The 26,520-nt window shown below is 72.2% G+C and carries 28 protein-coding genes, 1 pseudogene and 1 riboswitch; of the genes and pseudogenes, 17 read left to right on the top strand and 12 right to left on the bottom strand.

Annotated features, from left to right (window positions below):
• Window positions 1-67 precede the first annotated feature (67 nt).
• The 3 genes from ACHFIV_RS23460 to ACHFIV_RS23450 all read left to right on the top strand — a co-directional run bounded on the left by ACHFIV_RS23460 (window position 68) and on the right by ACHFIV_RS23450 (window position 2,413).
• Window positions 68-559 carry a DUF5304 domain-containing protein gene (locus ACHFIV_RS23460; protein WP_398972369.1) on the top strand — a complete coding sequence of 164 codons (492 nt, stop codon included), beginning with the start codon at window positions 68-70 and terminating at the stop codon, window positions 557-559.
• A gap of 75 nt (window positions 560-634) precedes the next feature.
• Complete coding sequence (locus ACHFIV_RS23455; protein WP_398972367.1) at window positions 635-1,576, top strand: ROK family glucokinase; 942 nt, start codon at window positions 635-637, stop codon at window positions 1,574-1,576.
• A gap of 75 nt (window positions 1,577-1,651) precedes the next feature.
• Window positions 1,652-2,413 carry an endonuclease/exonuclease/phosphatase family protein gene (locus ACHFIV_RS23450; protein WP_398972365.1) on the top strand — a complete coding sequence of 254 codons (762 nt, stop codon included), beginning with the start codon at window positions 1,652-1,654 and terminating at the stop codon, window positions 2,411-2,413.
• Window positions 2,414-2,479: 66 nt separating this feature from the next.
• Here the strand turns inward: ACHFIV_RS23450 and ACHFIV_RS23445 are convergent, their stop codons facing one another.
• Together ACHFIV_RS23445 and ACHFIV_RS23440 are read right to left on the bottom strand one after the other, a co-directional pair.
• Complete coding sequence (locus ACHFIV_RS23445) at window positions 2,480-3,151, bottom strand: hypothetical protein (RefSeq protein ID WP_398972362.1); 672 nt, start codon at window positions 3,149-3,151, stop codon at window positions 2,480-2,482.
• On the bottom strand, window positions 3,144-3,923 hold the full coding sequence (locus ACHFIV_RS23440) for an alpha/beta hydrolase (RefSeq protein WP_398972360.1): 780 nt from the start codon (window positions 3,921-3,923) through the stop codon (window positions 3,144-3,146). Before ACHFIV_RS23440 ends, ACHFIV_RS23445 begins: the two co-directional genes overlap by 8 nt.
• A 216-nt stretch (window positions 3,924-4,139) precedes the next feature.
• On the opposite strand from ACHFIV_RS23440, the gene ACHFIV_RS23435 reads away from it, so the two are divergent.
• The 5 genes and pseudogenes from ACHFIV_RS23435 (at window position 4,140) to ACHFIV_RS23415 (ending at window position 8,180) form a co-directional block, all read left to right on the top strand.
• A complete protein-coding gene (locus ACHFIV_RS23435) occupies window positions 4,140-4,859 on the top strand; it encodes a lysophospholipid acyltransferase family protein (protein ID WP_398972358.1) in 720 nt (239 codons plus the stop codon).
• A 59-nt stretch (window positions 4,860-4,918) separates the two neighbouring features.
• A complete protein-coding gene (gene macS / locus ACHFIV_RS23430; RefSeq protein ID WP_398972356.1) occupies window positions 4,919-6,136 on the top strand; it encodes a MacS family sensor histidine kinase in 1,218 nt (405 codons plus the stop codon).
• Complete coding sequence (locus ACHFIV_RS23425; RefSeq protein WP_398972353.1) at window positions 6,133-6,825, top strand: response regulator; 693 nt, start codon at window positions 6,133-6,135, stop codon at window positions 6,823-6,825. The genes macS and ACHFIV_RS23425 overlap by 4 nt, the downstream gene beginning before the upstream one ends.
• Before the next feature lie 16 nt (window positions 6,826-6,841).
• Window positions 6,842-7,081, top strand: a pseudogene (locus tag ACHFIV_RS23420) (6-phosphofructokinase); the annotation flags it as partial.
• A 94-nt stretch (window positions 7,082-7,175) separates the two neighbouring features.
• Window positions 7,176-8,180 carry a 2-hydroxyacid dehydrogenase gene (locus ACHFIV_RS23415; protein WP_398972351.1) on the top strand — a complete coding sequence of 335 codons (1,005 nt, stop codon included), beginning with the start codon at window positions 7,176-7,178 and terminating at the stop codon, window positions 8,178-8,180.
• 85 nt (window positions 8,181-8,265) lie between these two features.
• On the opposite strand, the gene ACHFIV_RS23410 is transcribed toward ACHFIV_RS23415, so the two are convergent.
• Together ACHFIV_RS23410 and ACHFIV_RS23405 are read right to left on the bottom strand one after the other, a co-directional pair.
• On the bottom strand, window positions 8,266-10,203 hold the full coding sequence (locus ACHFIV_RS23410) for an anthranilate synthase family protein (RefSeq protein ID WP_398972566.1): 1,938 nt from the start codon (window positions 10,201-10,203) through the stop codon (window positions 8,266-8,268).
• A gap of 120 nt (window positions 10,204-10,323) precedes the next feature.
• On the bottom strand, window positions 10,324-10,380 hold the full coding sequence (locus ACHFIV_RS23405; protein ID WP_078513512.1) for a trp operon leader peptide: 57 nt from the start codon (window positions 10,378-10,380) through the stop codon (window positions 10,324-10,326).
• A gap of 103 nt (window positions 10,381-10,483) precedes the next feature.
• Here ACHFIV_RS23405 and ACHFIV_RS23400 point away from each other — a divergent pair, with 103 nt between their 5' ends.
• A complete protein-coding gene (locus ACHFIV_RS23400) occupies window positions 10,484-11,830 on the top strand; it encodes a class II 3-deoxy-7-phosphoheptulonate synthase (RefSeq protein WP_398972349.1) in 1,347 nt (448 codons plus the stop codon).
• A 159-nt stretch (window positions 11,831-11,989) separates the two neighbouring features.
• Window positions 11,990-12,259, top strand: coding sequence for a bacterioferritin-associated ferredoxin (locus tag ACHFIV_RS23395; RefSeq protein ID WP_398972347.1), 270 nt, complete (start codon window positions 11,990-11,992; stop codon window positions 12,257-12,259).
• Between the two features lie 46 nt (window positions 12,260-12,305).
• On the opposite strand, the gene bfr is transcribed toward ACHFIV_RS23395, so the two are convergent.
• The gene (gene bfr, locus ACHFIV_RS23390) at window positions 12,306-12,785 is read right to left on the bottom strand and encodes a bacterioferritin (protein WP_398972345.1); all 480 of its coding nucleotides are present in this window, start codon (window positions 12,783-12,785) and stop codon (window positions 12,306-12,308) included.
• Between the two features lie 156 nt (window positions 12,786-12,941).
• Here bfr and ACHFIV_RS23385 point away from each other — a divergent pair, with 156 nt between their 5' ends.
• Complete coding sequence (locus ACHFIV_RS23385) at window positions 12,942-13,574, top strand: sulfite oxidase-like oxidoreductase (RefSeq protein ID WP_398972343.1); 633 nt, start codon at window positions 12,942-12,944, stop codon at window positions 13,572-13,574.
• A 130-nt stretch (window positions 13,575-13,704) separates the two neighbouring features.
• On the opposite strand, the gene ACHFIV_RS23380 is transcribed toward ACHFIV_RS23385, so the two are convergent.
• From ACHFIV_RS23380 to thiO, 5 genes are all read right to left on the bottom strand, one after another.
• Entirely contained in the window at window positions 13,705-14,568 is an 864-nt protein-coding gene (locus tag ACHFIV_RS23380; protein WP_398972340.1) for a deoxyribonuclease IV, read from the bottom strand.
• Between the two features lie 20 nt (window positions 14,569-14,588).
• On the bottom strand, window positions 14,589-16,508 hold the full coding sequence (gene pknB, locus ACHFIV_RS23375) for a Stk1 family PASTA domain-containing Ser/Thr kinase (RefSeq protein WP_398972338.1): 1,920 nt from the start codon (window positions 16,506-16,508) through the stop codon (window positions 14,589-14,591).
• A 128-nt stretch (window positions 16,509-16,636) separates the two neighbouring features.
• Complete coding sequence (locus ACHFIV_RS23370; protein ID WP_398972336.1) at window positions 16,637-17,431, bottom strand: thiazole synthase; 795 nt, start codon at window positions 17,429-17,431, stop codon at window positions 16,637-16,639.
• A 2-nt stretch (window positions 17,432-17,433) separates the two neighbouring features.
• Window positions 17,434-17,676, bottom strand: coding sequence for a sulfur carrier protein ThiS (thiS, locus tag ACHFIV_RS23365; RefSeq protein WP_398972334.1), 243 nt, complete (start codon window positions 17,674-17,676; stop codon window positions 17,434-17,436).
• On the bottom strand, window positions 17,673-18,887 hold the full coding sequence (thiO, locus tag ACHFIV_RS23360) for a glycine oxidase ThiO (RefSeq protein WP_398972331.1): 1,215 nt from the start codon (window positions 18,885-18,887) through the stop codon (window positions 17,673-17,675). The genes thiS and thiO overlap by 4 nt, the downstream gene beginning before the upstream one ends.
• A riboswitch (TPP riboswitch) is annotated at window positions 18,885-18,997 on the bottom strand. Its footprint overlaps the gene before it by 3 nt.
• 51 nt (window positions 18,998-19,048) lie before the next feature.
• Here thiO and ACHFIV_RS23355 point away from each other — a divergent pair.
• From ACHFIV_RS23355 to ACHFIV_RS23330, 6 genes are all read left to right on the top strand, one after another.
• Entirely contained in the window at window positions 19,049-19,390 is a 342-nt protein-coding gene (locus tag ACHFIV_RS23355; protein WP_398972328.1) for a hypothetical protein, read from the top strand.
• 28 nt (window positions 19,391-19,418) lie between these two features.
• Entirely contained in the window at window positions 19,419-20,660 is a 1,242-nt protein-coding gene (locus tag ACHFIV_RS23350) for an NAD(P)/FAD-dependent oxidoreductase (protein ID WP_398972326.1), read from the top strand.
• A 59-nt stretch (window positions 20,661-20,719) separates the two neighbouring features.
• Complete coding sequence (locus ACHFIV_RS23345; protein WP_031081112.1) at window positions 20,720-21,085, top strand: Rv2175c family DNA-binding protein; 366 nt, start codon at window positions 20,720-20,722, stop codon at window positions 21,083-21,085.
• 148 nt (window positions 21,086-21,233) lie between these two features.
• Window positions 21,234-21,884: a thiamine phosphate synthase gene (gene thiE, locus ACHFIV_RS23340; protein WP_398972323.1), complete on the top strand. Its 651-nt coding sequence runs from the start codon at window positions 21,234-21,236 to the stop codon at window positions 21,882-21,884.
• A gap of 104 nt (window positions 21,885-21,988) precedes the next feature.
• Window positions 21,989-22,906: a methylenetetrahydrofolate reductase [NAD(P)H] gene (metF, locus tag ACHFIV_RS23335; RefSeq protein ID WP_398972319.1), complete on the top strand. Its 918-nt coding sequence runs from the start codon at window positions 21,989-21,991 to the stop codon at window positions 22,904-22,906.
• 50 nt (window positions 22,907-22,956) lie between these two features.
• Window positions 22,957-23,868, top strand: coding sequence for a hypothetical protein (locus ACHFIV_RS23330; RefSeq protein WP_398972316.1), 912 nt, complete (start codon window positions 22,957-22,959; stop codon window positions 23,866-23,868).
• 55 nt (window positions 23,869-23,923) lie between these two features.
• On the opposite strand, the gene ACHFIV_RS23325 is transcribed toward ACHFIV_RS23330, so the two are convergent.
• Window positions 23,924-25,426 carry a phytoene desaturase family protein gene (locus ACHFIV_RS23325; protein ID WP_398972314.1) on the bottom strand — a complete coding sequence of 501 codons (1,503 nt, stop codon included), beginning with the start codon at window positions 25,424-25,426 and terminating at the stop codon, window positions 23,924-23,926.
• 454 nt (window positions 25,427-25,880) lie between these two features.
• Entirely contained in the window at window positions 25,881-26,492 is a 612-nt protein-coding gene (locus ACHFIV_RS23320; RefSeq protein ID WP_398972312.1) for a TetR/AcrR family transcriptional regulator, read from the bottom strand.
• Window positions 26,493-26,520 lie beyond the last annotated feature (28 nt).

Here is a 26,520-nt window from a genome sequence, read left to right as displayed (position 1 = left end):
GTTCGGGTAACGTCGGTAGTACGTGGCCCGCACGGCCACGCAGACAACCGCGTCGCAGGAGTCCGCCATGAGTGAATCCACCGATCGTCCCGTCGACGACGACGCGTGGGCGGAGGCCTGCGCCGAGGACCTGGAGGCGGAGAAGGCCCGCCGCCGTGCCCAGTACGGACAGCAGCCGGGCTCCGCGGCCGAGGAGCTGCGCAAGCTCCTCGACGCGGTGGCCGACAAGGTCTCCTCGCTCCAGTCGCCGCTGCTCGGCATGGCCGCCCAGGGAACCGTCCAGCAGGTGATCCGGCAGGCCAGGTCCGCGGTCGAGCCCGTCATCGAGCGCAATCCCGAACTCTTCGACCACCTGGCCGCCGCGGGAAACGAACTCCTCGCCGCCTACCGCTCCGCCGTCGAGGGCCAGGAGGGCCGCTGGACCCGGGGCACCGAAGGCGCCGGCGGCACCCCGGGCGGCACCGGAACCACCTCCGGCCCCGGGAAGAAGGCGGCCGAGGACCCGTCGGACCCGCGTGACGGGGGCACCGGCGGCAGCGAGAACATCAACCTGGACTGACCCTGGACAGGGAAGGCCCGTCCCCGGCTCGGGTACGGTTGGCCGTAGCGGGGCTCGACCGAAACTGAGGGATTCATGGGACTCACCATCGGCGTCGATATCGGCGGCACGAAGATCGCGGCTGGAGTGGTCGACGAAGAGGGCCGGATCCTCTCGACGTTCAAGGTATCGACCCCGCCGACCGCCGAAGGCATCGTGGACGCGATCAGCGCCGCCGTGGCCGGGGCGAGCGAGGGACACGACGTCGAAGCGGTAGGCATCGGCGCGGCCGGATACGTCGACGACAAGCGCGCCACCGTGCTGTTCGCTCCGAACATCAACTGGCGTCACGAGCCGCTCAAGGACAAGGTCGAGCAGCGCGTGGGCCTCCCCGTCGTCGTCGAGAACGACGCGAACGCGGCGGCCTGGGGCGAATACCGCTTCGGCGCCGGCCAGGGTCACGACGACGTCATCTGCATCACGCTCGGCACCGGCCTGGGCGGCGGCATCATCATCGGCAACAAGCTGCGCCGCGGACGCTTCGGCGTGGCCGCGGAATTCGGTCACATCCGGGTCGTCCCGGACGGCCTGCTCTGCGGCTGCGGCAGCCAGGGCTGCTGGGAGCAGTACGCCTCGGGCCGCGCGCTCGTGCGGTACGCGAAGCAGCGCGCCAACGCCACCCCGGAGAACGCCCCGATCCTGCTGGGTCTCGGCGACGGCACGGTGGAGGGCATCGAGGGCAAGCACATCAGCGAGGCCGCCCGCCAGGGCTGCCCCGTGGCCGTCGACTCCTTCCGTGAGCTGGCCCGCTGGGCCGGAGCCGGACTGGCCGACCTCGCCTCGCTCTTCGACCCGTCGGCCTTCATCGTCGGCGGCGGCGTCTCGGACGAGGGCGAGCTGGTGCTCGACCCGATCCGCAAGTCGTTCCGGCGCTGGCTGATCGGCGGCGAGTGGCGCCCGCACGCGCAGGTCCTCGCGGCCCAACTGGGCGGCAAGGCGGGCCTGGTGGGCGCGGCGGACCTGGCCCGTCAGGGCTGACCTCACCACCGCTGAACGTCCGACGCCCGTCGCGCCCCCCGGGGAGCGGCGGGCGTCCGTCGTATCGTGCCCCTCATGGTCACGACGCCACTGCCGCTGCCCGACTCCCGTACCGAGCCGGACGGTTCGGCCGTCATCCGGGTGCTCAGCTACAACGTGCGCTCGCTGCGCGACGACACCGAGGCGCTGGCCCGCGTCATCCGCGCCTGCGCCCCCGACCTCGTCTGCGTCCAGGAGGCCCCGCGCTTCTTCCGCTGGCGCAAGGCTGCGGCCCGGCTCGCGGCCGCGACCGACCTGGTGGTCCTCAGCGGCGGGGCGACGGCTGCCGGGCCCCTGCTGCTCTGCTCGCTGCGCGCCACCGTGGAACGCACCGAGGACGTGCTGCTGCCGCTCACGCCCGGGCTGCACCGGCGGGGACTGGCCACGGCGGTCGTCCGGATCGCCGGGGCCCGCATCGGCGTCCTGAGCTGTCACCTCAGCCTGCAACGCGAGGAACGGCAGGCACAGGCGGGGATGCTGCTGGAACGGATCGACGCGATGGACGTCCCGCACGCCGTCGTCGCCGGCGACCTCAACGACGTGCCCGAGGGAAGTGCCTTCCGGCGGCTGTCCGGGCGGCTCCAGGACTGCCGGACGGTGCGGCCGTGGGGCGGCGAACTCACCTTCCCGCCGGACGCGCCGCGCAAACGGATCGACGCGGTCTTCGCGACCGGGGGCATCGAGGTGCTCGGCTGCGGAGTCCCGACCGGCCTGCCCGGAGTCACCGGCGCGGACCTGCGGGCGGCCACGGACCACTTGCCCGTCCTGGCGGCCCTGAGGGTGCCCGCCGGCGGCTGAACGGGGCCCGAGCATCCCGTGTGTACCGGGCCGCGCTTCCGGCCGGACGACCGCGCCGTGGCCCGGTCAGACGACCGCGCCGCGCCCCGGGTCGTCGTCCTCTTCGTCGTCGTGAGGCATGCGGGCCACCAAGGTGGCGAAGCCGCCCAGGAAACCGCCGATGGAGAGAGTGGTGAGCCACCACGTCATCTCCCACTGCATCAGCACCGCGAGCAGCATCAGCACCGGCCCGCCGACGACCGCGAGCCAGGCGAACTTCGCCGTGACGTCCGCCTCGGGAAGGGGCGGCGGCTCCGGCGGGACGAAGTGCCCCTCCTCGCCGTCGTCCGGATCGCCGGCATCGCCGTCCTTGGGCTCCTCCAGGGCGTAGTCGCGGGGGCCCGCCACCCCGGGGGCGAAGACGACCGAACCGCCGAGCGGCTTCTTCTCCGGCGGACCGCCGGGCGCCTTCTCGCTCACGCCCTTGTCCGGGTCCTCACCCGCGCCGCCCTCCGGGGAGGGGTCCAGGACGTTGAGCTGGTCGCTCTCCAGCAGGGCCAGGTCCTCGATCGACTTGAACGGCTTGGCGCCCGGCGGGTCCGGCGGTTCCTCGCCGTATCCCGCGACGATCGCCTCCCAGGCAGCCGCCTCGTCGACCGGACCGGCCCCCTCCGTGCCCCCGGGCACGGCCGTTCCCTCCGTGGGGCGCGGTTCGCGCTCCTCGTCACTGCCCGCGCGCTCCGCGTCGTGCTCAGCCACCGGACGTGCTCCCCTTCTTGCCAGCGTTGGGTGCGAGGCGGTCGATGAACCGGTAGCTCTCGTCGAAGATCCGCTCCGCATCGTGGTCCAACGTCGCCACGTGGTAGCTCTGTTCCAGGAGGATCTCGTCGACGTCCCGGGACGAGATCCGGCTGAGGATCCGCGCCGAGTCGGCCGGCGGCACGACATGGTCCCGCGGACTGTGCAGCAGGACGACCGGCTGTGTCACCTGGGGCAGATCGGCGTCGACCAGGCGGAAGAACGCCCGTACCGAGTGCGCGGCGTGCAACGGCACCCGGTCGTAGCCGACCTCCTCGGCTCCCGGCAACGCGATGTCGCTGGTCAGCCCCTTCGTCGTGCGGACCAGGTGCCGGGCCACCGGCAGGGCGTACGCCGACAGGCCGTGCACCTTGTTCGCCGGGTTCACCAGCACCAGGCCGGTGATCTCGTCACCGTGCTTGGCGGCCAGGCGCAGCGCCAGGGCCCCGCCCATGGAGAGACCGAAGACGAAGACCTGCTCGCACCTGGCCCGCAGCGCCCGCAGTTCCCGGTCAACCTCCGCGTACCAGTCCTGCCAGCCGGTGACGGCCATGTCCTCCCAGCGCGTGCCGTGACCGGGCAGCAAGGGGAGGGACACGGTCAGCCCGCGCTCCGCCAGGTAGTCGGCCCAGGGGCGCAGCGACTGCGGCGAACCCGTGAATCCGTGACAGAGGAGGACGCCGACCTCTCCGCCCTCGTGGCGGAACGGCTCGGCTCCAGGGAGGACCGGCACCGGGGTCTCCTGTTCATGAAGCGGGACGGGGTGAGGGGGGTGTGCGAAAGGATTACCTCACCGTACGCGACCGGACCGACACCGACCAGGGCCGTCACGGCCCGAGCAGCCGCCACCTGCGACGGGCTCCCGCGCGGGACACCGCCCGCAGCGGGCGGGGAGGCTGCCGGCACCACAGGTTAAGGTCTGTCGGACGGCACACAGGAGGCACCCGAGTTGATCTACGGCGCAATGAAGTTCTCCATCGGCGGGTCCCTGAAGCTCGCTTTCAGGCCGTGGGTGGAGGGTCTGGAGAACATTCCCGCGCACGGGCCGGCGATCCTCGCGAGCAACCACCTGTCGTTCTCGGACTCCTTCTTCCTGCCGGCCGTCCTCGACCGCAAGGTGACCTTCATCGCCAAGGCGGAGTACTTCACCGCCCCCGGGGTGAAGGGCAGGCTCACCGCCGCGTTCTTCAAGGGCGTGGGGCAGCTCCCGGTGGACCGCTCAGGCGGGCGCGGAGCCGGGGAGGCGGCGATCGGAGCGGGTATCCGGGTGATCGAGAGCGGCGGTCTCTTCGGGATCTATCCGGAGGGGACCAGGTCACCCGACGGACGGCTCTACCGTGGCAAGCCCGGCGGCCTCGCCCGGGTGGCCCTCGCCACCGGTGCGCCGGTCATCCCCGTGGCCATGATCGACACGGAGAAGATCCAGCCGCCCGGCCAGGTCGTGCCCAGGATGATGCGGCCCGGCATCAGGATCGGCGAGCCGCTGGACTTCAGCCGGTACCAGGGCATGGACGGTGACCGGTTCATCCTGCGCTCGCTGACCGACGAGGTGATGTACGAGATCATGAAACTCTCGGGCCAGGAGTACGTGGACATCTACGCGACCGCCGCCAAGCGGCAGATCGCCGAGGCCGCGAAGAAGAAGGGCACGGAGCGGTCCGGCGCCTGAGGCGCCGTCGACCGCCCGGGGCGGGCAGCATGACAGGGGCGGGAACCGGGGGAGGGGACATGGCCGGGCGTGAACGGGTCGTGAGGATGTCGGTCGAGCAGCCGCTGTGGCGGGCGCTGACCGCCTACCGCGTGCTGACGCTGGTCTACGCGGTGCTGCTCGCGGGCCTGGGCCGGGAGAAGTTCGAGCGGCCCTGGGTGGCCGTCGTCTTCCTGGCGGTGCTGGCCGTCTGGACCCTGGCCACGCTCCCGAGGGTGGCCAACGCGGCCAGCTGCACCAGGCGCTTCCTCGGCACGGACCTCACCGTCGCCCTCACCGGGGTCCTGCTGACGCCCCTCGCCGACTTCGACGCCCAGCGCGTGGACGGCCCGACGCTCCCGTCGATCTGGACGGCGGGGTCCGTCCTCGCGTTCGCGCTGAAGGGCGGCTGGCGCTGGGCCGCCTTCGCCTCCACCCTCGTCGCCGTCGCCAACATCATCGAGCGCGGCGAGCCGAGCGAGGACACCTTCCACAACGTGGTGCTGGTGTGGGTCGCCTCCATCGCCATCGGTTACGTCGTCGAGGTGGCCCGTGCCAGTGAGCGCACCCTGGCGCGGGCCCTGGAGATCGAGGCCGCCACCCGGGAGCGGGAACGGCTCGCCCGGGACATCCACGACAGCGTCCTCCAGGTCCTGGCCATGGTCCAGCGGCGCGGCACGGCCCTGGGCGGCGAGGCCGCGGAGCTCGGCCGGATGGCCGGTGAGCAGGAGGTCGCCCTGCGCACCCTCGTCTCCAGCGGTCTGGTGCCGACGACACGGGTGTCCGAGGACGGCGCCGAGGGTGCGACGGTCCGTGAGGCGGACGCCGGCGGGACGGAGAGCGCCGAGTCCGATCTGCGCGTCATGCTCGCTCCCCACGCCGGCTCCCGGGTCACGTTCGCGGAGCCCGGCGCCCCGGTGCTGCTCGCGGCCGGCGCCGCGCGCGAGCTCGCCGCCGCGGTGAGCGCCGCGCTGGACAACGTCCGGATGCACGCCGGGCCGGACGCCCAGGCCTGGATCCTCGTCGAGGACGAGCCGGACGCGGTGATCGTCACGGTCCGGGACGACGGCCCGGGCATCCCGGAGGGCAGGCTCGACCAGGCGGAGGGGGAGGGGCGGCTCGGAGTCGCCCTGTCGATCCGCGGCCGGCTGCGCGACCTGGGCGGCACAGCAGAGCTGATCTCGGTACCCGGACAGGGCACCGAGGTCGAGATGAAGGTTCCGAAGGTTTCACGGGGGAAGGCAGGATCGGTCCGATGAGCACACCGAACACACAGGCGTCCGAGGAGCGGGCCATCAAGGTGATGGTCGTCGACGACCACCCGATGTGGCGCGACGCCGTCGCCCGGGACCTGGCCGAGTCCGGGTTCGACGTGGTGGCGACCGCCGGCGACGGCCCGGGAGCCGTGCGGCGGGCGAGGGCGGCCGGACCCGACGTCCTGGTCCTCGACCTGAATCTGCCGGGGCTGCCCGGCGTCCAGGTCTGCAAGGAGCTCGTCGGCTCCCTCCCCGGGCTGCGCGTCCTCGTGCTGTCCGCCAGCGGCGAGCACGCCGATGTCCTGGAGGCCGTGAAATCGGGTGCCACCGGCTACCTGCTCAAGTCGGCCAGCACCCAGGAGCTGACCGACGCGGTACGTGCCACGGCGGCCGGCGACCCGGTCTTCACACCGGGCCTCGCCGGGCTCGTCCTCGGCGAGTACCGCCGGCTCGCGTCCGATCCCGCTCCCGCGGCCCCCGACCGGCCGAAGGTCCCGCAGCTCACCGACCGTGAGACGGAGGTCCTGCGGCTGGTGGCCAAGGGACTCTCCTACAAGCAGATCGCCGAGCGCCTGGTCATCTCCCACCGGACCGTGCAGAACCACGTCCAGAACACCCTGGGCAAGCTCCAGCTGCACAACCGTGTGGAGCTCGTGCGCTACGCCATCGAAGCCGGACTCGACGACGTCTGACCGGCAACCGCCCCCTGCCGCGAGGACGACGGTCCTCGGTCGTGTCCAGCGCGGCGGAACGCCGAGCGCCTTCGACCGCCGGCTCGCCACCCGCTTCGGGCCGCACGCCATCGGCGCCGTGCACGGGGGCGCCTCCGGCGTGACGGCCGCCCTCCGGGGGACGGACATCGTGCGGGTGCCGATCGCGGAGGCGACCGCCCGCCTGAAGACCGTCGACCCGGCCCTCCACGCGGAAGCGGGGGGCTTCTTCGGATGACTGCCGCCCGGCCGGTCCCGTTCCGGCCGGGCGGCACCCCGGGGCGGGCCGTATATTCGCGAGGACCGGCCCCACCCCTCACCCGGGAGACGTCGTGGAAATCCTGGCATTCGGCGTGCAGTCCGACGAGAAGCCCCTGATCGAGAAGGCCTTCGCCGGCCTGCACGACGTCCGCTGCCTGGACGTCTTCCTCACCGAGGACACCGCTCCGATCGCCGCGGGCCACGAGATCGTCTCCACCAGCGTCAACGCCGACCTCGGCAGCCGCGTCCTGCAGAGCCTCGCGGCGGGCGGCACACAGATGATCGCCCAGCGCTCCACCGGCTTCAACAACATCGACCTGGACGTCGCCGAGCGACTCGCCCTGCGTGTCGCCCGGGTCTCGTACTACTCCCCCCACTCGGTCGCCGAATTCGCCTGGACCCTGGCCATGGCCGTCAACCGCCGCATCGTCCGCGCGGTGAGCCGTACCCGGGACTTCGATTTCCGGCTCGACGGGCTCCTCGGCCGGGACATGCACGGCCGTACCGCCGGTGTGGTCGGCACGGGGAAGATCGGTGAGGCGTTCACCCGGATCGCCCACGGCTTCGGCATGGATCTGCTCGGCTGGGACATCGCCGAGAACCCCGCCTGCACCGCGCTCGGCATGACGTACGTGGACAAGGAGCAGCTGTTCGCCGAGGCGGACCTGATCAGTCTCCACGTGCCGCTGCTGCCGGACACCCAGCACCTCATCGGCGCCGGCGCCCTGGCCGCGATGAAGGACGACGCGATCCTGGTCAACTCCAGCCGGGGCGGTCTCATCGACACCCGTGCCCTCGTCACCGAGCTGCGCGCCGGCCGCTTCACGGGGGTAGGGCTCGACGTCTACGAGGCGGAGGCAGGCCTCTTCCACGTCGACAGGTCCGTCGAGGGCATCGACGACGACACCCTCGCCCGGCTGGTCACCTTCCCCAACGTCATCGTCACCTCGCACCAGGCGTACTACACACGTGACGCCGTGGGACAGATCATCGATGCCACCGTGCGGAACGTGGCCGACTACCTGGCGGGCCGCCGCAGCGACAACTTCCTCGTCCCGGCTCCCCCCGGCCGCTAGGCGCTCCCGTCCGGCCGGGCGGGAGCCGGCAGTGCCGTGGGGTGTCGCCCTGCCCCGGCCCACGGTGCCGCCGGCCCCCCGGCCCTCAGCCGGCCACCGGCAGTGCCGCCAGGAGTCCGGTCAGGATCGTGACGCCGCGCAACGTCAGCACCGACTCCGGATGGAACTGCACGGAGGCGAAGCCCCGGCCGCGCAGCGCGTGCAGCTCGCCGGAGGCACGGTCCCGGCTCACCTCGATCCCGTGCGCCCCCAGCTCCGTGGCCGCCGCGTCGTCGCAGAGCGCGGTGAAGCTGTTGTAGAAGCCGACGGTCTCGGGCCTCCCGAACAGATCGATGCGGGTCTGGGCACCCTGGTGAGGCACTTCCTTCCGCGCGATCTCCATGCCCAGCTCCGCCGCGATCAGCTCGTGACCGAGGCAGACGCCGAGCAGCCCGTGACGGTGTTCCCGTACGAGCTCGGAGGCCAGCCCCCGCAGCAACCGCATCTTCGGGTCCGTCGTGTCCCCCGGATCGCCCGGCCCCGGGCCCAGCACCACGGGCCCCTCGTGCGTCCGCAGGGCCCCGCGCAGGCCGGGCTCGTCGTACCGGCGCACCGTGACCGTGAGACCCGAGGCGCGCAGCAGGTGCGCCAGCATCGACGTGAAGGTGTCCTCGCCGTCCACCACCAGCGCGTGGCCGGACAGGTCCCGCGTCCGCTCCCGCATCCGCAGCCAGAAGGGGGCCAGCCCGCCGCGCCGGTCGTCCAGGGCCGCCCGCACCCGCGGATCGGAGGCCAGCCGGGGACGGTCCGCCTCCGCACGGGGCCGGCCGGGCCGGACGCCCAGCGCGGTGAGCACACCGGCCGCCTTCGCGTGGGTCTCGGCGACCTCCTCCGCCGGATCGGAGTGGCGCACCAGGGTCGCCCCCACCGGCACGCGCAGCCGGCCGGACGCCGAGATGTCGGCGGTACGGATCAGGATGGGCGAATCCAGGGTCTGCGCCCCGCCGGGCTCCCGGCTCACCAGCGCCAGGGCCCCCGCGTAGTAGCCGCGGCCGCCCGGCTCGTGACGTTCGATGACCCGGCAGGCGTTCTGCACGGGGGAGCCGGTGACCGTCGCCGCGAACATGGTCTCCTTCAGGACCTCCCGCACGTCCAGCGAGGAACGCCCTCGCAACTCGTACTCCGTGTGCGCGAGATGGGCCATCTCCTTCAGGCGGGGCCCGACCACCACACCGCCCATGTCGCCGACGGTGCACATCATCTTGAGCTCCTCGTCGACCACCATGGAGAGTTCCTCGGTCTCCTTGCGGTCGCCAAGGAAGGCCAGCAGGCCCTCGGTGGACGGACCCTCGGGCGGGTACCGGTAGGTCCCGCTGATCGGGTTCATCACGACCGTCCCGCCCGACATCCGCACATGGACCTCCGGACTGGCTCCGACCAGCGTCCGGCCGCCCGCCGCCCCTCTCCGCCCGGACGAGGAGCCGTCGCCGGCCGTGCCGCCTCCCGTGTGCACGACGAACGTCCAGTACGCCCCGCGCTCACCGGCCAGCAGCCGCCGGAACAGCGCCAGCGCGTCGGCCCGGCCGAAACCGGGGATCTCGCCGGAGAAGGTCCGCCGGATCACGAAGTTCGCGCCCTCGCCCTGCCCGATCTCGTCCTCGACGACCCGTCGGACGATGTCCGCGTACTCCTCGTCGGCCACGTCGAAGGCACCGTCCTCGACCCGCACGTCGTGGCCGGGCAGGTGCGCGAGCACCTCCGCGAGCGGCAGTTCGTACGCCTCGTCGGCGACCAGCACCGACAGCGGGGTCCCGTCGTCCCGCACGTCGAAACCACGCTCGGCGATCTGCCGGAAGGGCACCAGGGCCAGTGAGGGCAGCTCACCCACCGGGATGTCGGCGAGCCGCTCCACGTCCCGGACCTCTCCGGTCAGGACCTCGACGGTGTCGTGGTCCCGGCCGGGCGTGCGCCGGCGCAGCAGCGCGAAGGGAGGGGCGTTGTCGCGGAGCAGGGCGGACAACAGGGCGGCGGTGCGGTCGGGCATCGGCTCGGGCGTGCGCTCGGGCATGGGCGTTCCTTCCTGATGGAGGAACGGCTCCCGGCTCCTGAACGCAGAGAAGGCCGCCCCTCGGGCGGCCTTCGCGAAGTCTGTACGCGCGATGAATCAGTGGGCCGCCGGATGAGCGGTCCACCACCAGTTCTGAGTCGTCTGCGCGAACATGCCGCACACCCTAGCCGAAGGGGCGGACGGACGAGCGTGTGTCTCAATTGCTGAGCGGGCGGCCGGGACGCCCTCCCGACCCCGTAGTGTTGGCAAGGTGACCGTGAACGCCAATACCTCCGTCGCCGGTGGCCACACCTGGCGAGACCTTCCCGCGGCGCAGCAGCCCGAGTACCCCGATGCCGAGGCCCTGCGCGACGTACTCGCGGACCTCGCGTCGTATCCTCCGCTCGTCTTCGCGGGCGAGTGCGACCAGCTGCGCGCCCGCCTGGGAGCCGTCGCCAAGGGCGAGGCGTTCCTGCTGCAGGGCGGCGACTGCGCCGAGGCATTCGACGCCGTGTCCGCCGAGCACATCCGGGCCAAGCTGAAGACGCTGCTCCAGATGAGCGCCGTCCTGACGTACGCGGCCTCCGTGCCCGTCGTCAAGATCGGCCGGATCGCCGGGCAGTACTCCAAGCCGCGCTCCAAGCCGACCGAGACCCGCGACGGCGTGACCCTGCCGACCTACCGCGGCGACTCCGTCAACGGCTTCGAGTTCACCGAGGCGTCCCGCGTCCCGGACCCCGAGCGGCTGAAGCGGATGTACCACGCATCCGCTTCCACGCTGAACCTCGTGCGCGCCTTCACCACCGGTGGGTACGCGGATCTGCGGCAGGTGCACGCCTGGAACCAGGACTTCGTGAAGTCCTCGCCGTCGGGGCAGCGCTACGAGGCCCTGGCCCGCGAGATCGACAACGCGCTGAACTTCATGAAGGCGTGCGGTACGGACCCGGCCGAGTTCAAGGCAGTCGAGTTCTACGCCTCGCACGAGGCGCTGCTGCTCGACTACGAGTCGTCGCTGACCCGCACCGACTCGCGTACCGGCCAGCTCTACGACACCTCGGGCCACATGGTCTGGGTCGGTGAGCGCACCCGCCAGATGGACGGCGCGCACATCGAGTTCGCCTCGAAGATCCGCAACCCCATCGGCATCAAGCTCGGCCCGACGACCACCGTCGACGAGGCGCTCGGCTACGTCGACCGCCTCGACCCCGAGCGCGAGCCCGGCCGGCTGACCTTCATCGTCCGCATGGGCGCGGACAAGGTCCGCGACAAGCTTCCCGAGCTGGTCGAGAAGGTCACCGCCTCCGGTGCCACGGTGGTGTGGGTGACCGACCCGATGCACGGGAACACCTTCGAGGCGGCCTCCGGCCACAAGACCCGCCGCTTCGACGACGTCCTGGACGAGGTCAAGGGCTTCTTCGAGGTGCACAAGCAGCTCGGGACGCACCCCGGCGGCATCCACGTCGAGCTCACCGGCGACGACGTCACGGAGTGCGTCGGCGGCGGTCACGAGATCTTCGTGGACGATCTGCACCAGCGCTACGAGACGGCCTGCGACCCGCGCCTCAACCGCAGCCAGTCCCTCGACCTGGCCTTCCTGGTCGCCGAGATGTACCGCGACCAGTAGGGACCACCACTGGCGGCACCTGTGGGGCACGGATCCATGTGATCCGTGCCCCACAGTCGTACCCGGGCTTTTGCGCGGGAGGGCCCGCGGGTAAGGTTAGGTTAGCCTCACCGAGAATTCGGGACGGCGCAGCGATCGACCCGTCGGGAGGTGAACCGCGTGTACGTATGCTCCTGCTTCGGCATCACGGAGGCCCAGGTCAAGCGGCACGCGGACAGCGGAGCGTGCACGCCCCGCCAGATCGCCTCCGCGTGCAAGGCCGGCACCGACTGCGGTGGCTGTGTCCGCAGGATCCAGGCGCTCCTCGGCCGCGGTGACTGCTCGCGTCGTGAGCTCGTCGAAGGGCGTACGCCGTCGGCGGGCGCCCCGGCCGGTGCGCCCGCCGCCCTCGGAGTCCCGGCGGACGTCCGGCTCTCCGACGCCGCCTGAGAGGCCCGTCCGGCAGCCGTGGGACCGTGCGGCGGCCGCCGCCGGATCAGCTCTCCGGCTGCTCGATCACCTGGGCGATGTACAGCGGCTCACCGAGCTTCTCGATCAGTTCCAGCTGGGTGTCGAGATAGTCGATGTGGTGCTCCTCGTCGGCGAGGATCGCCTCGAAGATGTTCGCCGACGTGACGTCGCCCTTACCCCGCATGACCTCGATGCCACGCCTCAGGCGGTCGATCGCCTCCACCTCCACCTGGCGGTCGGCCTGGAACATCTCGGTGACCGTCTGGCCGACCCGCACGTGGAAGAGCCGCTGATAGTTGGGCAGGCCGTCCAGGAAGAGGATCCGGTCGGTGAGAATCTCCGCGTGCTTCATCTCGTCGAACGATTCGGCCCGGGTGTACTTGGCGAGCTTCGTCCAGCCGAAGTTCTCCTGCATCTTCGCGTGCAGGAAGTACTGATTGATGGCAGTCAATTCGGCGGTCAGCTGTTCGTTCAAGAACTCGAGGACCTCGGGGTCGCCCTGCATCGCAGAGGCTCCTTCCAACCGGTGAACTGGGCACGTTTGCGCGCATCCTCGCATCGCGCCACGCAACCGTCCAGTAAGTGCATGCTTAGTACGAGTTGCCCCTGATCCACTCTCCCCTGGTCATGACCACCCCTGCCTGTCTGTCACCATGGAGGCATGGGTCAGCCGGAAAGCCGGGAACGCGGCACAGCAGAGCAGTCCGGGCTTCCACCGGGGCAGCGGCTGCAGCGCGGCTGGCCGGTCACCCACTACGGCCCCGTGCCCAAGTTCAAGCCGGACCGCTGGGAGTTCCGCGTCTTCGGGGCCACGGCCGACGGCGACAAGCACTGCTGGAATCACCAGGAATTCAGCGCCCTCCCCTTCTCCTCCGTCGTCGCGGACCTCCACTGCGTGACGAAATTCAGCATGCTCGGAGCCGAATGGGGCGGAATCCCGGCCCGCGAGATCGTCGAACTCGCGCCGCCCGCGCCGCACGTCACCCATGTGATGGTCTGGGCCGAATACGGCTTCAGCTCGAACCTCCGGATCGCCGACTTCGCGTCTGACCGGACACTGTTCGCCACCCACAAGGACGGCGAACTGCTCACCGCGGAACACGGATTCCCGCTGCGCCTGATCGTGCCCCATCTGTATGCGTGGAAAGGGCCCAAATGGGTCCGGGGCATCGAGTACATGACGGCCGACCGCCGTGGCTTCTGGGAGGAGCGCGGCTACCACAACATCGGCGACCCGTGGAGCGAGCAGCGCTACTCCTACCAGGAGGAGCCCGGGGACGGCCCCGAGCTCTGACGTCCCCCGGCGGCCTGTCAGCGGTGGCGGGAGTGCGCCACGGCATGACCCCCCCGCCGCGAGCGGTCATCCACCGGTCGCGGCCGCCTGACCTCTTCGTGGACCACGTATCCCCGCCGGGGTGTCCCTCTCAGGCGCGGCGGGCGTCCCGGAGTTCCTTCAGCCGCTTCACGTCCGCCGCGTGGCCCTCCTTGCCGCCGGGCGTCTCGATGATCAGCGGCACGCCTTCGGCAGCCGGATGCGAGAACAGCTCACGGAACGGCTCGGCGCCGATGTGACCCGCGCCGATGTTCTCGTGCCGGTCCTTGTGAGCGCCCACCACGTCCTTGGAGTCGTTGGCGTGGATCAGCTTCAGCCGGCCCTCGCCGACGGTGTCCACCAGCAGGTCCAGGGTCTGCCGCATGCCGGCCGGGCCGGTGAGGTCGTGGCCGGCCGCGTAGATGTGACAGGTGTCCAGGCAGATCCCCAGTCTGGGGTGGGAGTCCAGGGCCTCGAAGTACGGACCGAAGTCCCACGTCCGGGAGCAGAGCGAGGAGCCCTGGCCGGCGGTCGACTCCAGCAGCAGGAACGGATCGTCGTCACGGGTCAGCTCGTCCAGCAGCGGGAGCATGTGCGTACGCACCTGGGCGAGTGCCACCTCGCGCGGGCGTCCGCCGGTCGCCGAGCCGGTGTGCACCACCACGCCCAGGGCGCCGATCTCCCTCGCCCGGCGCAGGGAGTGGCGCAGCGAGAGGACCGACCGCTCGACCGTGGCCTCGGTGTGCGAACCGAAGTTGATCAGATACGGGGCGTGGACGTACGCCGGAACCGACCCGGCCGCGCACTCCGAGCGGAACAGCTCGTCCTGCGCCGGGTTCCCGGGCGGTGTCGCCCAGCCGCGCGGATTGGCGACGAAGACCTGCACGGTCTCCGCCGCCAGCTCGCGGGCGTATCCGAGGCCGGTCTTGGCGAGCCCGCCGGCCACGGGCACGTGCCCGCCTATGGGGTTGCGCATGTGATGCCAGTCCTCGTGCTCTACAGGGCCTTGGTCCTGATGGTGATCGTGGATCCCTCGGCGGCCTTCTCGCCGCCCTCGACCGACTGGCTCCCGACCGTGTCGCTGAAGGAGAGGAACGGACGGTCGACCTTGACCTCGAACCCCGCCTCTTCCAGTGTGCTCCGGGCCCGTTCGACGTCCTCACCCGTGACGTCGGGGACCTCGACCATGCGCGGACCCTTGGAGACCGTCAGCTCGACGGTGTCGCCCTCTGCGGCCTCCGCGCCGCTGCCGGGCGTCTGCCGGGCGACCTCGCCCGCCGCCTCGGGTGAGTCGACCCGGTCGGTCAGCACCTTCGTCCTGAGACCCGCCTTCTTCAGCGCGGCCGTGGCCTCGGCGACCGGAAGGCCGGTGACGTCGGGCACGTCGACGGGGCTGCCCTTGCTGATGACCAGGGCGACCGCCGATTCGGGACGGCGCTCGGTCCCGGCCCGCGGGTCCGTACGGATCACCTTGCCCCGGTCGATGTCCTCGCTGAACTCGCGGGTCACCATCCCCGGGGCGAGCCCCGACTCCTTCAGCTCGCGCCGCGCGTCGGCGAGCGCGAGACTCTCGACATCCGGCACCTCGACGATCTCCGGCCCGCGCGAGATCACCAGCTTCACCGCGTCGTTGCCCCGGATCCGCTCTCCCGAGCCCGGATCGCTGCTGATCACCGTGCCGCGCCGCACCGTGTCGCTGTAGGCGCGCTCGACACCCCTGAGGTCGAGTCCCTCGTCCGCGAGCCGCTTCTCGGCGGCACTCTGGGTCTGGCCCAGGAGCGAGGGCACCCGGGTGAACTGACCCGAGTTGATGTACCAGACGCCCGCTCCCGCCCCGAGGACGAGGAGCACGGCGACGAGCACGGCGACCGTCCCGCGTCGGCCACGGCCCGCGAAGCCCCCGCGCCGCGCCCGCACCGGCTCCGGTGCCGGGGCGGGCATCTCCAGCCGGCTGGTGTGGTGTGCGGTGCCCTGCCCCGCCGGGATGACCCTGGGGATCACGCTCGTGCGGTCCTCGGCGACGTCGTGCACCTCCGCGAGGGCCTGCGGAGGCATCGCGTCGAGCTGCTCGTCCGTGAGGTCCGCGCGTATGTCACGGGACCGCGCGAGCAGGTCGACCGCGTCGGACGGACGGGCGTCGGGGTCGCGCGCCGTCGCCGAGGCCACCAGCTCGTCGAGTCCGGCGGCCAGGCCGGGAACGGCACCGGACGGCGCCGGGACGTCGTTGTTCAGATGCTGGTAGATGACCTGGGCGGCGGTGTCCCCGGTGTGCGGCTTGCCGCCGGTCAGCATCTCGTAGAGCACCACACCGCAGGCGTACACGTCCGAACGGGTGTCGGCGGTGCCCTGCTCGATCTGCTCCGGAGCGAGGTACGAGACCGTGCCCAGGAGCGAGCCGGTGGTGTCCGTGGCGGTCCCCACGGCGCGCACGAGGCCGAAGTCGGCGACCTTCACCCGGCCGTCGTCCCCTATGAGGACGTTCTCCGGCTTCATGTCGCGGTGGACGAATCCGGCACGGTGCGCGGCGCCGAGGGCGGCCAGCACCGGTTCGAGGATGTCCAGGGCGGCCCGGGGCTGGAGCGCTCCACGCTCACGCAGGACGTCGCGCAGCGTGCACCCGGCGACGTACTCCATCGCCAGGTAGACGTACGCGCCCTGGGCGCCCTGGTCGAAGACGCCCACCACGTTGGGGTGCGCGAGGCGGGCCACGGACTTCGCCTCGCGGATGAAGCGCTCGACGAACGCGGCGTCGGTCGCCAGGGCCGGGTGCATCACCTTGAGGGCGAGCACCCGGTCGAGCCGGGTGTCCACGGCCCGGTAGACCGTGGCCATACCGCCGACGGCGATGCGCGCATCGATGCGGTAGCGGCCGTCGAGCAGCTGCCCGACGAGGGGGTCCTGGAGGGTCGTGTCCACGGAGCGAGTCTACGAGCTGCCACGGACATGCCGGGGCGGCCAGGGCCCCTCGGAGGTCGTTCCGGTGCGGACCCGTGACAGGGGCATGCACGTGCTGTGACGGGAAGACCGCCGCCGGTGCCCGGATCTCAGAAGGCCGGGCGTTCCGGATCCAGCACCGCGAGGCCCTCCGACGGGGAGGACGCCTCGGCGAAATGGCGGCGCGGGATGCGTCCGGCCCGGTACGCCAGGCGTCCGCCGTCCACCGCGTGCCGCATCGCGGCCGCCATCAGCTCCGGCTCCTGCGCCCGGGTCACGGCCGAGGCGAGCATCACAGCCGCACAGCCCAGTTCCATCGCCAGCGCGGCGTCCGACGCGGTCCCCGCGCCGGCGTCCAGGATCACCGGGACCGCGGCCTGCTCGACGATCAGCTGGAAGTTGTGCGGGTTGCGGATGCCCAGCCCCGAACCGATGGGGGAGCCCAGGGGCATGATCGCCGCGCACCCCACGTCCTGGAGCTTCCGGGCCACGACCGGATCGTCGTTGGTGTACGGCAGGACCGTGAAACCGTCGTCGACCAGGATCTCGGCGGCGTCCAGCAACTCGACCGGATCGGGCAGCAGGGTCCGCTCGTCGGCCACGACCTCCAGCTTGACCCAGTCGGTACCCAGCGCCTCCCTGGCCAGCCGGGCCGTCAGCACCGCCTCGCCGGCGGTGAAACACCCCGCCGTGTTCGGCAGCACCTGGATGGACAGGCGTTCCAGGACGGAGAGCACGGAACCCTGCACGGTCGGGTCGAGCCGGCGCATCGCCACGGTGGTCAGCTCGGTGCCGGAGGCGATCAGGGAGCGTTCCAGTACGTCGAGGCTCGGCGCCCCGCCCGTCCCCATGATCAGCCGGGAGGAGAACGTGGTGGAGCCGAGGGTGAGGAGGTCGTCGGACATCGTCAGCCTCCCTGGACCGCGGTGAGGACCTCGACGCGGTCGCCGTCGGCGAGCGTGGTGGCGGACCACTCGCCGCGCGGGACGACGGCCTCGTTCACGGCGGCGGCGACCCCGGAGGGGGCTGTGGTCAGCGCCGCGACCAGGGTGTCCAGCGCGGTGCCGGCGGGGACGGAGCGGTCCTCACCGTTGACCGAGACGGAGACGGCGGACGTCGGGACGGGGGCGGCGGGCACGGGCTGTGTCATACGGGCTGCTCCTGCGGCGCGGGGGCGGTGTGTGCGGGGGTCCGGAGGGTCTCCGGTGGGGCGGCGAGGGGGGCGAAGCGCAGGGGCGCGAAGGGGCGGCCGACCTCGGGCAGCTCACCGGTGGTCAGCACATGGGCCATCACGTCACCCGTGACCGGAGTCAGCAGCACCCCGTTGCGGTGGTGTCCGGTGGCCAGGTGCAGGCCCGGCAGCGCCGTGGGGCCCAGCAGCGGCGCGTTGTCCGGCGAGGCGGGCCGCAGGCCGGCCCGGGTCTCCGTCAACGGCAGCTCGGTGATGCCGGGCACCAGCTCGTGGGCGTCACGGAGCAGCTCGTACACCCCGCCCGCGGTGACCGTGGTGTCCCAGCCCATCTCCTCGGTGGTCGCGCCCACCACCAGCTCACCGTTCGCACGCGGGACGAGATAGACCTGGCCGCCGCGCACGACGGCCCGGACCGTCCTGCTGAGGAACGGGGCGTGGGAGGGCGGCACCGTCAGCCGCAGCACCTGCCCCTTGACCGGGCGTACCGGCGGGACGACCGCCTCGGGAACCCCCTGGAGCCGGCCGCTGAGACTCCCGCCGGCGAGTACCACCTGGCCGGCGGCGAGCTCCGTACCGTCCGCCAGGACGGCTCCCGTCGCCCGGTCCCCCGTGACGCGGAGCCGCTGGACCCAGGCGCGGCGGAGGCCCACCCCCGCCCGCTCGCAGGCGGTGACCAGGGCCGAGGCCAGCCGCCTGGGGTCCACCTGGTGGTCACCGTCGACCCGCAGACCGCCGCGCACGCCCGGGGCGAGCATCGGTTCCAGGCGGCGGCACTCGCGGCCGCTGAGCCACTCGGACTCCAGCCCCGACCGCTGCTGCAGTGCGTGGAGCTCCCGCAGGTGCGCACGGTCGTCGGAGTCGAGCGCGACGGACAGGGTGCCCCAGGCACGGAAGCCGGTCTCCTGCCCGCTCGCCTCCTCCAGTTCGGCCACGAACTCCGGATAGCGTGCGGCGGAGGCCACGTTGAGGCCGAGCAGCATCTGTTCGCCGTAGTGGAGTTCGGTCACGGCGGCGAGCATCCCGGCCGCGACCCGGGCGGCCCCGCCGCCCGGGTCGGGATCGGCCAGCGTGGTCCGCAGACCGCGCTGGGCCGACCGCCAGGCGGTCACCAGGCCGATGATGCCGCCTCCGACGACCAGGACGTCGGAACCGTCTGCGGATACGCGCATGAGCGTCCAGCCCCTCCCTTCGCCGGCATGACCCGGATCAGGTTCGTACGGTCGGAGGCCGGTCAGCCTCCCTCTCAGCCCGGTGCGTCCGGACTCCCGCGAGTGTCTTACGGTGGCCAGCCTAAACCCCACCGCCCGCAGCCAGTAAGGGAGCAGTACCCGTGGCCCGTTCGCTCGACGGACTCGTCCTCTCGCCGGTCGCCGACCAGGCCCCCGGCCAGGTCGGGGCCCGGACCCGTTTCTCGTACCGGGAGCAGGACGGCCGTGTATGGGCCGAGTACGCGGGCGGTGACGTCGCCCGCGGGCACCTCGTCGGCACCCGGCACGCGGACACCCTGGACTTCCGCTACGTCCAGTTGACGCGGGACGGTACGACGTCCTCCGGGCACTGCGTCTCGACCGTCACCGACCTCCCCGACGGCCGGGTCCGCCTGGACGAGGCCTGGGAATGGGAGTCCCGGGAAGGCAGCGGGACGAGCGTGGTGGAAGAGCTCGCGGACTGACAGGACGTCACGTGGCTAGGGTGGACAGGTGAGCGAGCAGACACAGCACACGGAAGCGGGGCGCCGGGCACGGGACGTCGTGATCGTCGGCGCCGGAATGGCCGGCGTGCAGACGGCCGTGGCCCTGCGCGAACAGGGGTTCACGGGATCCGTCACCCTGGTCGGTGCCGAGCCGCACCAGCCGTACGACAGGCCGCCCCTGTCCAAGGCGGTCCTGCTCGGCCATGCGGAGGGCTCGGCCTTCGACGTCGACTTCGAGGCCCTGGACATCACACTGCGCCTGGGGCTCGACGTGACCGGCCTGCGTGCCGCGGACCATGAGCTGGACACCCCTCAGGGGCCCGTCGCCTACGACGCGCTGGTCCTCGCCACAGGCGCGGAACCGATCGCTCTGCCCGGCTCCGAAGGGGTGCCCGGCGTCCATCTGCTGCGCACCCTCGACGACGCCGCGCGCCTGCGGCCCGTCCTGGAGCGGCAGCACGACGTGGTCGTCGTCGGGGCGGGGTGGATCGGCGCCGAGTTCGCCACCGCGGCCCGCGCGGCCGGCTGCGAGGTCACCGTCGTCGAGGCCGCGGCCCGCCCCCTCGCGGGCACGATGCCCGCCGAGGTCGCCGCCCCGATGGCCGCCTGGTACGCCGAGAGCGGGGCCGACCTGCTCACCGGCGCCCGGGTGGCACGCGTGGAGCAGGGCACCGTCCACCTGGCGGACGGCCGGGCCGTCCCCGCCGGGGCGGTGGTCGTCGGCATCGGCGCCCGGCCCGCCACCGCGTGGCTCGCGGGCTCGGGCATCGCACTCGGCCCGGACGGCTCGGTCACCGCGGACAGCTCGCTGCGCACCTCCCTGCCCGACGTCCACGCGGTCGGCGACTGCGCCTCCTTCCCCTCCGCCCGCTACCGGGAACGGCTGCTGGTCCACCACTGGGACAACGCGCTCCAGGGCCCCCGGGCGGTCGCCGCGGCCCTCGTGGACGGGGTGGCCAGGACGTACGACCCGGTGCCCTACTTCTGGTCCGAGCAGTTCGGGCGCTTCGTCCAGTACGCCGGCCACCACACCGGTGCCGACACGCTGCTGTGGCGCGGGGACCCGGCGGGCCCGGCCTGGTCGGTCTGCTGGCTGCGCCAGGGAGTCCTGGTCGCCGTGCTGGCCGTCAGCAGGCCCCGTGACCTGGCGCAGGGGCGCAAGCTGATCGAAGCCGGGACGCGGATCGACGCGGCACGCGCCGCCGACTCCTCCGTCCCGCTGAAATCGGCGGCGCTCCAGGGGCGGTGACGGCCCCGTACGGTCGGCCCGGGTACCGACTGTCGGTCCGGGATGGCACGCTTGTCCTTGTGACCGAGATTGACGCAAAGATCGATGCTCTCGTCCCCGCCTGGCTCCACCTTCCCGACATCGCGGAAATGCTCGATGTCGAGGTGACCCGTGTACGGCAGTTGGTCAAGGAGGGCCAGCTCATCGCCGTACGACGTGGTGAGAACCGGACGCTCCAGGTACCTGCCGCCTTCATCGACGGCGACAAGGTGGTCAAGGGCCTCGCAGGGACCCTGACGCTCCTGAGGGACGACGGCTACAACGACGAAGAGATGCTGGACTGGCTCTTCACCCCCGACCCGACCCTGCCAGGCACCCCCGCGCAGGCCCTGAGCGAGAATCGCGGCACGGAGGTGAAGCGCCGGGCCCAGGCGCTCGCCGTCTGACCGGACGACCGTGAGCGGGGTGCGGGCCGCGGCATCACGCGGCCCGCACTCCGCCGTTACCGGGCGCGTCCGCACGGCGGTCCATCGTCGTACGGGCGATTCGCCGCCCCACCAGTGATCCATCGACGTACCGACGGGGGAATTCATCATGTCCACGCCTCGCGACCGGCTGGCCGGAGCCCGGCTCTACCTGTGCACGGACGCCCGCAAGCGGCAGGGCGATCTCCCCGCGTTCCTCGACGCCGTGCTGGCCAACGGCGTGGACATCGTGCAGTTGCGGGACAAGGGCATGGAGGCGGCGGAGGAGCTGGAACACCTCGCGGTGTTCGCCGACGCCTGCGAGCGCCACGGCGCCCTCCTCGCGGTGAACGACCGGGCCGACGTCGCCCACGCCGTCGGATCCGACGTCCTGCACCTCGGACAGGGTGACCTGCCCGTCCCGGCCGCCCGCTCCGTCCTCGGCGACGACGTGGTGATCGGCCGCTCCACCCACGCGGAGTCGGAGGTCGACGCGGCCGTCGCCGAAGAGGGCACCGACTACTTCTGCACGGGCCCCTGCTGGCCCACACCGACCAAGCCGGGCCGGCACGCGCCGGGCCTCGGCCTCGTGCGCTACGCCGCCTCACTCGGCACCACGCGACCGTGGTTCGCCATCGGAGGGATCGACGCGGACAACCTGGACGAGGTGCTGGACGCCGGCGCGAGCCGCGTCGTCGTCGTACGGGCGATCACCGAGGCCGAGGACCCCGCCGCCGCGACCGCCGCCCTCGCGCGGCGCATCCGGGCGCGCGCCGTCTGAAGGGCGCGGAAGGGGGTGTCCGAAGGGTGGACAAAGAACGCCTCATTCCGGGCATTTCCGTCCCTCTGGTTGGGGTACCGCCCGGCCCTGGTTAACCTCCCAGTATGGCTCTCGGCACACCTTCCACCAGGACAGATCACGCGCGCACCGTGCGTGAGCTGCTCGCGACCGGCGAGACGTCGTTCTCGTTCGAGTTCTGGGCGCCCAAGACGGAGAAGGGCGAGCGGAATCTGTGGAACGCGCTGCGCCGCGTCGAGGCGGTGGCGCCGAGCTTCGTCTCCGTGACGTACGGGGCCGGTGGTTCGACCCGTGCCGGCACGGTCCGGGCGACCCAGCGGATCGCCGCGGACTCCACGCTCACACCCGTCGCGCACCTCACGGCGGTCGACCACTCCGTCGCCGAACTGCGCAACATGGTCGGGCAGTACGCCGACGCCGGCATCCGCAACATCCTCGCCGTGCGCGGAGACCCGCCGGGCGACCCGATGGGGGAGTGGATCGAGCACCCGCAGGGTGTGCGGTACGCGGCGGACCTCGTCCGCCTGATCAAGGAGGCCGGCGACTTCTGCGTCGGCGTCGCGGCATTTCCCGAAATGCATCCGCGGTCCGCCGACTGGGACTCCGACATCGGTCATTTCGTGGACAAGTGCCGCGCCGGTGCCGACTATGCGATCACTCAGATGTTCTTCCATCCGGAAAGCTATCTGCAGATGCGTGACCGCGTCGTCGCTGCGGGTTGCGACACCCCGGTCATTCCCGAGGTGATGCCGCTCACCAGCGTCAAACAGCTGGAGAGATTCGCGCAGCTCAGCAACGCGTCGCTGCCTTCCTCGCTGAAAGAGCGCATCCTCGCCGCGAAGGACGACCCGGCCGCTGTACGCTCCATTGGCATCGAGTTCGCCACGGAGTTCTGCGCGAAACTGCTCTCCGAGGGTGTCCCGGGGCTGCACTTCATCACGCTCAACAACTCGACGGCGACACTCGAGATCTACGAGAATCTCGGACTGCACAAGCAGTCGTGACCGGCCGTACCCGCCACCTACCGGGGCGGTGGCCGTAGGAGGGGGCGGGCGTGGGCTGGACGGTCCTCTACATCGCATTCGGCATAGTGGCGTTGTGGCTGCTGGGCGAGGTGCTCCTGCAGTACAAGGCACGCCTGCGGTGGAGGCTGCTCGCCTTCGCCGGTTTCCTCGGCGTGGTCCTCGGTGTCCTGATCACCAACGTGCTGGTGATCATCGTCGGGGCGATCGCCTTCGCGACGGGCCAGACGTACGTCACGCTGTCCTTCAGGCGCGGCTTCTCGACGGGATGGGCCATAGGCGGCAGCCCCGGTGAGAGCCGCCGTCGCCGCGGGGCGGGCGGCCCGGGGAGCCGCAGGCCCACGCTCGAGGTCTCCGGCCTGGAGTACGAGGGAACCCCCCAGCAGGCGGAGGCCGCCCCTTCGGCGGTCTACGAACCCGAGCCGCTGCCGGACGACACCGGGCAGTACGGCATCTACACCGACCCGGCACCGGCGGGCGGCGGGGACCGGCAGGACCAGCACGGCGGACAGCCGCAGTACGCCGGCCACGACCCGTACGACGGCTACGGCCAGCAGGCCCCCCAGGAGCCGTACGGCGGCCAGGGCGGCTACCAGCAGGGCCAGGAGACCTACCAGGACCAAGGTCAGGGCGCCTACGCGGGGCCGTACGACTACGGCACGGACCAGGCGGGATACGCCGCCTACTCCGACCCCTACATCGGCACGGGCCCCGGGCAGTACCCCTCGTACGACAGCTACGGCAACGACCCCGCCCAGGCTCCCGGACAGCAGCCGGCGGACCCGTACGCCGGGCAGTACACCGACACCCCGCCGGGCGGGGTGTGGGTCCCGCAGCAGCGGGAGAGCGAGCAGTACCCCCCCTTGCCGCCCGAAGCCCCCGTCAGGCCCGCTCCCTACGGCAACGGCTACGACACCGGCCAGAACGAGCAGTACCGCTACTGACCCCCGGGCCGGCCGCCGGTCCACCCGGCGGCCGGCCCCAGCCGCGCGCGGAGGTTCACTGCGAGCCGCGGAAGCCGTCACCCTCCACGACGAGGCCGGCGACCAGGGCACCCGACATCCCGGCGTGGGCCATTCCGCCGCCCGGATGCGACCAGCCGCCCGCCAGGTACAGCCCGGGCAGCGAAGTGCGGTTCCCCGGGCGCAGACAGGCGCCCCCCGCCCCGGCCAGGGCCGGAGGCGGCACCGAACCGCCCTCGGCGCCCGTGTCGGCCGCGGTCTCGGCGGGCGTCCGCACCTCGGCGCGGAGTATCCGCCCGCGGAGGCCGGGCACGGCCTCCGCCGCCCGGCCGATCACCGCGTCCGCGAACCGCGCGCGCAGCGCCGCGTCCGTCCAGTCGACCGGGCCGTGCGGCGCCACGGTGGCCATCAGGGTCACCGCCTCGTGTTCCCCGTCGGGGCGGGTGGCGGGGTCGTCCGGGCGCAGCACCGTCACCGTGGGCGACTCCGTCGTCCCGCCGCCGAACACCGCCTCCAGCTCCGCGCCGGGATCCACGGCGTGCACCACGGTCCGGTGCGCCGCGCCGGCCTCCCGGGCGCCGCGCAGCGACAGCAGGACGAGGAAGCGGCCCGGCACCGAGGCACCGCGCGCCCCGGCGGGCCCCTGCTCCTGCTCCCGGACCGGGAGGAGCCCGGCCGCCGGCTGTGCGCCGAGGACGACATGGCCGGCCTCCACGCTCCCGCCGTCCGCGAGTTCGATCCCGGACACCCGCCCGTCCTTCTCGCAGACCCGGACCACTTCGGCGCCGAAGACGAACTCCACCCTGCGGGCCAGACACCGCTCGTACACCGCGTCCGCCAGCGCGCGCATGCCCCCGGCGACGTACCAGCTGCCGAAGGTCTCCTCCATGTACGGCAGGAGCGCGGCGGCGGCCGGGGCGCGGCGCGGGTCGAGCCCGTACGACAGGGCGTACCCGTCGAGCAGGGCCGCCAGGCGGGGGTCCGCCAGCTCGAGGGCGCCCACCTCCGCGACCGTGCCCGCCTGCCGGGCGGCGCGCAGCAGCCTGCGCCGGCGCACCGCGGGGTAGGGATCACGGCCCAGCGTCCGCCGGTCCTCGGGCAGCGGTTCCTCCAGCAGTGGCCTGCGGGACCGGTTCCAGGCGACGCCCGCCCGGTCCAGGAAGTCCCCCCACCGGGCTCCGGCCCCCTCGCCGAGCGCCCGGTCCAGCGCGCCCACCACCCCGGCCCGTGAGGCGTTGGGCAGGGAGACCTCGGTGCCGTCCGCGAAGAGATGGCGGCTCGCCGGGTCGACCTGGGTCATCGTGACGCACTGCTCCAGGCTCTCCTTGCCCGTCTTCACGAACAGGTCCCGGTAGACGGCGGGCAGGTGCAGCAGCCCGGGGCCGGTGTCGAAGACGAAACCGTCACGGGTGTGCCGGCCCAGCGAGCCGCCGTGGGTCTGCGACCGCTCGTACACCGTCACCCGGTGGCCTGCCACGGAGAGCCGGGCGGCCGCCGCCATCGCGCCTGCCCCGGCGCCGATCACCGCAATTCGTGCCATGTCAGTGACCCTAAGGGGTGGCACCGACAGGCCGTCCGGGAGGCCGGTGCACGGACGCGGGAGACGCCCACGGCTCCTGCCGCGGACACGGTCGTGACGTCGCGGAGGGGCCCGGGCGGGCGCTGTCGGGGCAGGTCTGAGTACCCCTACCTAGTGGGTGAGATGAGTAGGGATGCGGATGGGCCCCCACCTGCGCGGACGGAAGAGTGGGGCCCACGGAAAGGGCACGGCGCCCGGACCGCCGGCACGGGGCGGCGGAACGGGCGCGGGACCCCGGACGTGACGGGGGCGCACGACGCGGAGCTCCGGGACCACGGGGGACACGGGGTCACGGGGGAGGGCTCTGCGGCGGCACAGGACGCCGGCCCGGTGGAATTCGGGGGGATCGAATTCCACGGGGCCGGCGTTTTCGGCGTGCGGGCGTGCGGGCGTGCGGGCGTGCGGGCAGGCCGGTTCAGCGGCCGCTGACCCGGCCGTGCAGCAGCAGGGACAGGGCGGAGTGGACGTCGTCGATCGTCCGCTCGGGCTGGAACGCCTGCCAGTCGAGGGCCGCGACCAGGACCATGCCGACCAGTGCGGCGGCCGTGAGCTGGATGTCGATCTCCTCGCTGAGCTCGCCCCCCGCGACGCCCTCCCGGAGCACCTCCTCGACGACGGCGACGACCTGCTGGCGCAGCACCAGGAGGGTCGACTGCCAGGCACGGTTGGTGCGCCACAGTTCGGCGACGTACAGCTGGGTGAAGGCCGGGTAGCGGTCGATGAAGACCAGGCCGGCCCTGATCATCGCGTCGAGCGCCTCCACACGGGTGCCGCCGCGGGCGTCGGTCGAGTCGGCGGCGGACCGCAGCGACTGTGTGAGCAGCCCCACGCCGTGCCGCAGCAGTTCCTCGAACAGTTCCGTCTTGCTCTTGAAGTTGTAGTAGACCGTGCCCTTGGCGACCCCGGCGCGCTCGGCGATCTCGTCCACCGTCGTCGCGGAGAAGCCCTTCTCCGCGATGAGGGTCACCGCCGCCTCGTAGAGCTTCTGCCGGGTGACCTGGCGGCGTGTGGTGCTACTGCTGTCCATGCGCACGATTCTCACAGGTCCGGGTGCG

The sequence above is a fragment of the Streptomyces sp. ALB3 genome, from assembly GCF_044385685.1.
Lineage (GTDB): Bacteria > Actinomycetota > Actinomycetes > Streptomycetales > Streptomycetaceae > Streptomyces.
Note: the sequence above shows the minus strand (reverse complement) of the source record. Positions and strands in the feature narration are given on the sequence as shown.